Source organism: Bacillus sp. AP50, from assembly GCF_040492675.1.
GTDB classification, from domain to species: Bacteria; Bacillota; Bacilli; order Bacillales; family Bacillaceae_G; genus Bacillus_A; species Bacillus_A cereus.
Genome location: NZ_JBEUTW010000274.1, coordinates 1 through 9073 on the forward strand (window position 1 = coordinate 1; position 9073 = coordinate 9073).

The following is a 9073-nucleotide window of genomic DNA, read 5'->3' on the forward strand; positions in this document are numbered from 1 at the left end:
CATTACATATTTATATAAAGCATGTGCCACACCATGTTCTTCATTTGATAACGTTTCGTATTTACACATTGCTTTTATTTCTTCTACTGCATTCCCCATTGCAATTGATATGTTCGCTTTTTCCATCATAGAAACATCGTTTAGCCCATCACCTATCGCTACAGTGTTTTCAACCGGAATATTAAGATGTTCTGCTAAAGTATATAATCCATTCCCTTTTTGAGCATCTCGATGATTAATCTCTAAATTGTGCCAATATGAAGATGTAATTGCTAAATCTGTATTATGAAGAAATGTTTCTTTGAGTTTTTTTAATTTCTCAATTTCATAAGAAAATGGTAATAGTTTATGCACATGTATATCTGTTTCTACAATTGGTTTACAACTTTCCGCACTATGAAACGCTGTATGCTCAAGATATAATGCTGCGATTGTTTCTAACTCTTTCAAGTCGAAATTTTCTTTTGAATTCTTCACATGCTCAATTTCATTACGTACACTCTCTACTCCATAATCCGGTACATACACACCTTTATCAGTATAGAGCTGATAATATAAACCATTCTCTTCAAGATATTCTACAATTTCAAGTGCCTGCATATTTTGAATTGGATATCTCTTCATCATTTTTTTATCTTTATATATAAGAGCACCATTTTCCGCAATGATTGGACACTCTAAATCAACTTCTAACAATAATCGCTCAATGTCAACAATTGAACGTCCTGTACAAATTGCTACAACATGGCCAGCTTCTTGACATGTTCGAATTGCTTCTGCATTTTCTTTACTTATCATTTTATTCCCCGAAAGAAGAGTTCCATCTAAATCAATTGCGATTAATTTCATTATTTCTTCACCACTTTCTATAAATACACGAGTTCTAATTAATTATTAGGTATCGTTTTCATACAATCCTCGTGAGGTACTTCTTATTTATAATTTATGAAAAGCGTTTCAGGTCAAGAAATAATTAAAAATAAAATCCAAAGCTTTTCTTTTTAAAAAAGCTTTGGATTTTAAACTATGAATTATAACTAATGTATTTTGTCTCACACATGTACACATTTTTTTCTTCAGTTGGTATATATACTTTAAACTTTTCTAACCGTTTTCCATAGACATGAATCGTAATAACGCTTTCATTTTTGCTAATTTCAAGAATATGACAATCCGCTGGTGGAATTACTTTATCTGTTTCTCCTTCTCCCAAATAAAGATTTCCTGTATGTGTTAAATAAACAAGTGAATTTCCAAGTTGTTTCGTTTGTATAAAGTTCTGCACCATAATCCTTCCTGAAAAAACGCCTTCTACTCCCCATGTGCCGTCATGATCATGTAAAGGTGTAGATTGTCCATCTTTCCATACGAGAGCTAGTACTTCAAAACGTTTGAGCGGATCTTCATACAATAAATGTCGTGCATATTGAGTCAAATTGGCCTTCTGTTTATCTAACGGAAGCCATGTTTTCTTTTCTAAAAGTTCTTCTAGTAACTTTTCAATGCCACACACTATTTCTTCTTCAAATAAACCGTTTTCCATAAGATCTGTAACACCTTTAATAAACTTTTGAAATGATTTACTTCCATTACAAGTCAACATAAGAATCCTCCTCTACGTTTTATACAATTCCATATTAAGGTGATTACCGAAAACTCACAATTGAGAAACAAAAAACAAGATGCAAATGTATGCACCTTGTTAAGATTTTTATTTAGCTTTCAATCGAATAGGTAAGTATTTTAATGTTTGTTCATTTTCCAATATACATTTTTCTAAACAGAAAGATGGAGATAGCTCTATTTTTTCAAAAGCATTTATAAAGGTAGTTAATGCAATCTCAGCCTCTAAACGTGCAAGTGGTGCTCCTAAGCAAAAGTGAGGACCTTTCCCAAAGGTTAAATGCTTTTCATTTCCTGTTCGATGTACATTAAATTGAGAGGCTTGTGAAAATTTTTTCTCGTCTAAATTCGCTGCACTAACCCACGCAACAATCATCTGATCCTTTTTCATTAAAGAACCAAATATATTTGTATCCTCTGTAATCCTCCGGGCTAATGTAACAGGAAAGCGATAGCGTAATACTTCCTCAATCGCTTTTGAAATTAAGTTAGGTTCTTTTCTTAACTCTTCATAAATTCCAGGTGAATCTACTAAAAAGCAATAAAAGCTATTAATAATTAAATTTGTAGTGGTTTCATTCCCAGCTGCTAGTAAACCTAATGAAAAGGTTACAATTTCTTCATCGGTTAATCTTTCGCCTTCATATTCAGCTCGAATTAAATCAGAAATGATATCATCGGTTAAATGATATCTCTTTTCCTGAACAATCGGTAGAAGGTATGCTTTGAATTCATTTAATGCTATCCCTTTCTCAGCATCCAGATCATTAAACTTTTCTTTACTATACGGCATAAATAAAATATCAGACCATTCTTTAATTTTTTTACGATCTGTTGTTGGGACTCCTAATAAATCAGAAATAACGGTAACAGGTAAAGGTGCAGCAAACTGTTCAACGATATTAACTTCACTACATTTTTCGATATGTTGTACAAGTTCATCTGCGATAGCCTGTATTCGAGGTTTCCACTGTTCTAAACTTCTTGGAGTAAATGCCTTAGAAACAATGGAACGTACATTGCGATGTTCTGGTGGATCTGTAGAGTTTATATTTATTCTAGTTTCTAAAGGAGGGATTGAGAATTGTCTGCGCTCCCTTCTACTTGAAAATAAGCGATAATCTGATAAAACACGATTTACATCATCATATAAAAAAACATTCCATACATCCTGCTCTTCATCATAATGAACTGGGTGATTATCCCTCATCAAACGATACCATTCATATGGATTCCATAATTCTTCTTTTGTTTTCAGCTTTGAAATTTCATGAACTAAAATAACATTTTCAGGTGAAGCCATAGTTCTTTCCTCCCTTTTCTTTTACAATAAAAGTGATAGGTCGGCAGTTCAAAGTTGTATAAACTATCATATGTTATTTTAACATATACTAAAGGGGATTTTTCATTAGAGAACTTGAGAAATATATAAGGGGGATTTTTATGTACGTTGATATTTTACTACTAGCAGAATTAACGACCGGACCAAAACATGGATATGAAATCAAAAAAAATGTTCAAAATCGTTTAGGTGAGAATTTTGAATTAAATCACAACATGCTTTACCCTGCCCTTCGGCGCTTTGAAAATATGGGTGCTATAACGAAAAAAATACATAAACAAGTTGGAAAACCAAACCGAAATATGTACGATATAACAGAAACAGGAGAAGAAATTTTTTCTGAAATGTTACGAGAGTTTCCCGAAAAACTTGCGACAAATAATGCAGAATTTCTTGTTCGTATCGCGCTATTTGAAAAACTTGAATATGAAGCTAGAAAAGAGATTTTGACTGTACGTCAAAACGTACTACATAGTCAACTTACCGCTATTCAGTCTCTAGAGGTTACCTCAGCCTTTATTACTGAAGTCATTGAATTTAGTAAATCACGAATTGAACATGAATTGAGTTGGATTACATCACTTATGAAGAAAATATGAAAAAATAACAAAAAAAGCTAAAATTAATGAATGAAAATGATATTTATTATCAATACTATCATTAATAAAAGGGCAACCACGATTTGGCTACCCTTAAAGAATTTACACTTCTGGATCAAATGTTTTGCAATCTGTTTCTTCCGTTGTAGATGCATGTTTACCTTTATGACTTACTACGTAAATTGCCTCTGCACTACATTTATTACCGTTCGCCCAAAATTTACAGTTGTTTACTTCACATAAAACGTCTTGTGCCATAGTATCACACCTCCTTGTTCTATTATCATTAACAAAATTCGGAGGTATGATACTATTTGTCATCCATTTTTCATTCCCTTTTTAGCTTTCTTAATGGTTCAATATCTCCGCGTACAATAGCATCAATATTTCCAGTTATTTTTTCAATATCAAAATGCCACCATTGAATTTGCAATAATTCTTGAATTATTTCATTTGAAAATCTCTCTTTTATTTTATTTGCAGGGTTTCCACCAACAATTGTATATGGTGCGACGTCTCTAGTCACAACAGATTTAGCTGCAATGATTGCACCATCCCCTATTTTTATTCCGGGCATAATTGTTGTATCCATACCAATCCAAACGTCATTTCCTATAACTGTATCACCTTTATAAGGTAAATCAGACAAACTAGGTGTATACTTCTCCCACCCATTTCCAAATATATTAAATGGATATGCCGAAAATCCATCCATCCGATGATTGGCTCCGTTCATAATAAAGTTAACTCCAGATGCAATACAACAAAACTTTCCAATAGTAAGGCGATCTCCAAGAAATTCATAATGATGTAATACTCGATCTTCAAATGTTTCTCCATCTTTCGCATCATAATAAGAATAGTCACCAACAAGTATATTAGGTTTTGTTATTATATTTTTTATAAATTGAACGTTTTGATTGCCTTCAATAGGGTATTTAACATTTGGATTAGGATTCATTTTGTATAGCACTTCCTTTACCACTTATTTCACTTTCTACCGCTATTACTGGCTTTAAATTGTATATAGGTAAAATAAACAATAATCCAATTATAAAAAGTAAAGCCGTCCCTTCATACATCATACTTAATGAAAACATCTCTTTTAATGAGCCAGCTATACTCATCGTTACTACCATTGAACCGGTAAAAAGCGGACTTAAAATACCATTTACACGACCTATAAAATCGGTATCGCTATTTTGAATAATAAGCGTATTAATACCAATTTGGATACAAGGAAGAGCTAAACCACTAAAAAGCTGCGCTGTAAGTGTCACCCATAAATTTGTAGAATATCCTATAATGCCAATACCAATTGCTTGACCAAGCATACCGATAATTAACATCTTTTGCGGAGCAACGTTTTTCGCAAATACCATTGCTAATGCTCCGCCAACAATCATTCCCGCACCATTTACTGTTAGTAGCCACTGTAAACTCTCTTTTGATAATCCTAACTGCTCAGTCACAATAAATATACCTAATGGCTGAATTAATCCTATACCTAGTCCTGCAGCCATAAAACAAAGCCCTAGCAAAGTTAATGCTTTTTTCTTTTTGACATACTTAATACCATCCTTCATCTCCTGCAACAGAGTGATATCCTTCTTTTCTACGTCGTTTTCAAGATCTTTCGGAAGGAATAACAATACAACTGCCGCAAGTAAAAACGAAATACCTGTTATGATGATTGAAATATAAATTCCAAAACTATGAAAGATAAATGTCCCTAGTATTGGTCCTAATACCATAAATATTGCAAATATCGTTTGATATATAGACATTGCTAATTGAATTTGTTCCGTTGATAAATGTTGTTTAAACAACTTCATTCCAGATGGTTGTGAAAACTGTGAAAGGATTGCAGAGATGAGTGTCACAAAAAACACAATTTTCCACGTTCCAAACATAAGCGTAATTAATACAGCGAATACTGAAATGGAACTTAACGTTTCACACCATATCATTGTCTTCTTTGGCTTCCACCTATCAGCAAAAGTACCGCCAATAAATGAAAAAATAAAAATTGGAGCGAATTCAGCAACTGAAATCATCGAAATAGCAAAAGCATCACCTTTTGTCATTTCCATTACATATAGTAATACCGCAAAGTTTCGAACCCATATTCCTATTTGTAAAAATAATGCTGATGCTAAAATCCCTTGAACAAACCGATTTTTTAATACTTGTGATACCCCATTGTTTTGTTTCGTTACTACATTTGTCGACATAAAAAAGCCTCCTATTTCATGTTCTGAACAGGAGGCAGCACAAATCATATAAAAAGACTATATATTCGCAGAGCGAAATACATCCCTTTTCTATAAATGTACAGACTAACCCTATTCAGAAGAATATTTCGTTTTTTAACGAAGATCTCTTACAAATAGAATTAGTTGATCATTGGGATGTTTTCACCCTTCCGTTTCGAATTTAAATAACACATACATACTCTATGTAAATCATTTTCGATGTATGCATGTCTCCTTTTAACTATTCTAGAAAGTTAAAGGCAATTCCTCTAAAGAACGCATTAAATAGTTACCTTGCCATTTAATTTCTTCACGATTCCCTTTTATTTGTAGTTCAGGCATTCGATTAAACAAAGTAGTAATAGCAATCTTTGCTTCTAACCTCGCAAGTGGAGCGCCTAAACAGAAATGGCTACCATGACCAAAGGCAATATGACGATTATTTTCCCGAGTAATATCGAATACTTCTGGGTTTTCAAATACAGTTTCATCACGATTTGCAGAAGCTAAGGCAATGACAACCATATCTCCTTTTTCGATTGTTCGGTCGTGAATTTGAAAAGGTTCCGCTGCCCATCTTGCAGTTGTAACCTCAACTGGAGAATAATAACGCAATCCTTCCTCAATAGCCGAATCAATTAGTTTTGGATTATCTTTTAATAACTGTAATTGATTTGGATTTTCAAGAAGTGCTAATACCGTATTTGTAATTAAATTCACTGTCGTCTCGTGTCCTGCTACAATTAATAGCATTATCATTGAATATAGTTCCCGAGCGCTAAGTTTATGCCCTTCACTCTCTGCAAGTATTAAAGCACTCACTAAGTCTTCTTTTGGCTCTTTTCGTTTAATATCAACTAAATATTGAAGATATGTAATAAACTCAGATAGTTGTTTTTCGGTCTCTTTTATTTCTTCAGGTGTTTCTGGTGATGCAATAACAGCATGAGACCAAATTCTAAATTTCGCTTGATCTTCTTTTGGAATACCGAGCATCTCACTTATTACAATAATCGGTAATGGAAATGAATAATCATCCACAAGATTTAATGTACCTTTTCGCTCTATATCACTTATCAAATCATCTGCTATTCTCTCAATTCTTTTGTCTAATTGTGCAATCATCTTCGGTGTAAAAGCTTTTTGAACTAAAGATCGTAAACGACTGTGGTTAGGTGGATCTGAATTTAGCATATGCGTTGTTAAGTGGTCACTATTATCAACGGAAAGATACATGTTCTTTATATCTTGAGAAAACACATTTGTCCAATCTTTTTTTAAACGATTATCTTTTAAAAGTGGCAGAGCATCTTCATATCTAGTAATGAGCCATTCTTTACCGATTTCAACTTGGTTTACAAATAATATAGGTTGTTTTTTTCGCGATTCTTTATAAATTTCATACGCATCTTCTTTAAACTGAGCTGAAGCTAAATTAATGCCATCCTCTATGCTTAACCCAACTTTGTTTTTCATTGACATTGTATTCCCTCACTCTCATTTGTTTTTGAAAATCAACCCAACATATGCATTATACTCTAATAAAAACGTGAAAATTGTAAATTTTTAATCAAAATCTTACTTCGTATATTGAAAAATAAAAAAGTGAGAGAGTAAAATCGTTTCACTCTCCCACTTCTCTTTATGCGAAGCACATAAAATTACTAATTTGTTGATAGCGATAACTTACTTTACGACGACGACCACCTTGCCACGTGTAACCTGACACTCCATTTCTTCTCACTTCAGTCGGGAAGAACCATAAATCTCTTCCGAAAGGACCAGGACGATGTAAACGTAAATAGCCCCATCTTCCTAGACAGTTACACATCCATGATTTCATATTACCTGGTTGTGCTGGAGAAGCAAATGTAGACGGTAACGACGGCGCTTGTGACGGAGGTGGTGACGTTGGAGCATCTTCTGCATCATCTGGTCTGTAATCTTCTTGTTCAATATCTCTCACTTCATTTGTAGGTTCATACCCGTAGTCATGTGGATTATAATACATCGCTTGATCATATGGATAATTTTGTTGGTTATACATATTAACAAATCACCTTCTTTTCATTCATTACCTTTACCATTCATATGTGATATGCCCTCTCTGGGAAGCTTATGTATAGCCCAAATTCAACTTAAAAAGCTCGTATTATTAAAAATACGAGCCTTTCAAAAATAGAATGTGTTTATTATTTCCTTAACTTCACACTATAAAAACGCATTTCATCTAACGAACCTTCAAATTCAAATACTTCTTGTTTAATTAATTGTTTCAAGCGATATTCTAAGAAAGTATCTCCAACTAACTGTTCAACAAGACCAAGTGCTTCACCAATTACTCTAGGAGCTTTAAGGAACTCTCGATCAGCACCCACACTTTTCGCGCATTCAATTATAAATTGATCAAAATAATCTTCCTGTACAGAATGCACTTCATTTTCTTTCCAAACTCTTAAACATTCTATGCTTTCCGATAATCTATCCCACTCATTTTCAAACTTCATGCGCTTCTCTTCAGTTAAATAAGGTAGCTTTATAAAACTTTTTTGGAATAGAGCTAAACTTTCAGGTGGTAATTCTCCCGTTCCACGAATATCATACTCTTGTTTTAATATTTCTCTACTTGCTTCAGACGTATTAATAACTCGAATGTTTTTCTTATCCTTTAATTGTGCCATTACAAAACTTAGGCCTACATGTTCATGTGCATTATCAGCCTTCCAAATTGTAATAGGCGTTTCAACAGGAATAGTATGTAGTTCTTCTATAGTTGCTATAAATCTTGATAAATATTCTTCTTCAAAATAACTATCATAAGCAGTTAAGTTATTTATTAACCACTTCTGTCTTGCTAGTTGCCCCTCATTCGTATGCAACCTATATATCGGTCCAATTGAAAAGAATTCCGAAAAAGCAACAACACTCTCTTCAAATAATTCTTCTTGACTTAACATATATTTTAAGCAACCAGCCGTTGAATCATCAAAAGCAATATGTACGTGCGTACTTTCTTTTACATTCCTTTTATAAGTAGGATTACTCGTTAATTGTTTCGGAATATCCATCAAATTTTTAATTGTATCTTCACTGTAGTTTTCTTCTAATAAGTTTAACTGTATGAGAATACTTTGAAGTAAATCTTTAGCCTCATCTTCGTACATATCCTCTACAGCATTTTTAATTTTATCTATCACACAAATCCCTCTATTCATTTCAAAAATAACGTAGATTATAGTGTATCATTTTAGTAT

10 protein-coding genes are annotated in these 9073 nt (G+C 33.1%); 1 reads left to right on the top strand and 9 read right to left on the bottom strand.

Going from position 1 to position 9073, the window contains the following annotated elements; genetic code table 11:
- The 3 genes from ABWK52_RS19360 to ABWK52_RS19370 form a co-directional block, all read right to left on the bottom strand.
- On the bottom strand, nt 1-849 hold an 849-nt coding region (locus tag ABWK52_RS19360), incomplete at its 3' end, for a Cof-type HAD-IIB family hydrolase (RefSeq protein ID WP_000766385.1).
- 175 nt (nt 850-1024) lie between these two features.
- Nucleotides 1025-1603 carry a cysteine dioxygenase family protein gene (locus ABWK52_RS19365; RefSeq protein WP_000954437.1) on the bottom strand — a complete coding sequence of 193 codons (579 nt, stop codon included), beginning with the start codon at nt 1601-1603 and terminating at the stop codon, nt 1025-1027.
- A gap of 108 nt (nt 1604-1711) precedes the next feature.
- On the bottom strand, nt 1712-2926 hold the full coding sequence (locus tag ABWK52_RS19370; RefSeq protein WP_000168014.1) for a cytochrome P450: 1215 nt from the start codon (nt 2924-2926) through the stop codon (nt 1712-1714).
- A gap of 140 nt (nt 2927-3066) precedes the next feature.
- On the opposite strand from ABWK52_RS19370, the gene ABWK52_RS19375 reads away from it, so the two are divergent.
- Nucleotides 3067-3564, top strand: coding sequence for a PadR family transcriptional regulator (locus tag ABWK52_RS19375; protein ID WP_000289122.1), 498 nt, complete (start codon nt 3067-3069; stop codon nt 3562-3564).
- Nucleotides 3565-3666: 102 nt separating this feature from the next.
- On the opposite strand, the gene ABWK52_RS19380 is transcribed toward ABWK52_RS19375, so the two are convergent.
- The 6 genes from ABWK52_RS19380 to ABWK52_RS19405 all read right to left on the bottom strand — a co-directional run bounded on the left by ABWK52_RS19380 (nt 3667) and on the right by ABWK52_RS19405 (nt 9016).
- Nucleotides 3667-3822, bottom strand: a complete 156-nt coding sequence (locus ABWK52_RS19380) for a DUF1540 domain-containing protein (protein ID WP_000046095.1) — start codon at nt 3820-3822, stop codon at nt 3667-3669.
- 70 nt (nt 3823-3892) lie between these two features.
- Nucleotides 3893-4525, bottom strand: a complete 633-nt coding sequence (locus ABWK52_RS19385) for a Vat family streptogramin A O-acetyltransferase (RefSeq protein ID WP_001069249.1) — start codon at nt 4523-4525, stop codon at nt 3893-3895.
- The gene (locus ABWK52_RS19390; RefSeq protein ID WP_000106395.1) at nt 4515-5798 is read right to left on the bottom strand and encodes an MFS transporter; all 1284 of its coding nucleotides are present in this window, start codon (nt 5796-5798) and stop codon (nt 4515-4517) included. The genes ABWK52_RS19385 and ABWK52_RS19390 overlap by 11 nt, the downstream gene beginning before the upstream one ends.
- 267 nt (nt 5799-6065) lie before the next feature.
- Complete coding sequence (locus ABWK52_RS19395; RefSeq protein ID WP_000062127.1) at nt 6066-7301, bottom strand: cytochrome P450 family protein; 1236 nt, start codon at nt 7299-7301, stop codon at nt 6066-6068.
- A gap of 160 nt (nt 7302-7461) precedes the next feature.
- The gene (locus ABWK52_RS19400; RefSeq protein WP_000282680.1) at nt 7462-7866 is read right to left on the bottom strand and encodes a hypothetical protein; all 405 of its coding nucleotides are present in this window, start codon (nt 7864-7866) and stop codon (nt 7462-7464) included.
- 145 nt (nt 7867-8011) lie between these two features.
- Nucleotides 8012-9016 (bottom strand): DUF1835 domain-containing protein, encoded by a 1005-nt coding sequence (locus ABWK52_RS19405; RefSeq protein ID WP_000565689.1) that lies wholly within the window; start codon nt 9014-9016, stop codon nt 8012-8014.
- Between the last annotated feature and the right edge of the window lie 57 nt (nt 9017-9073).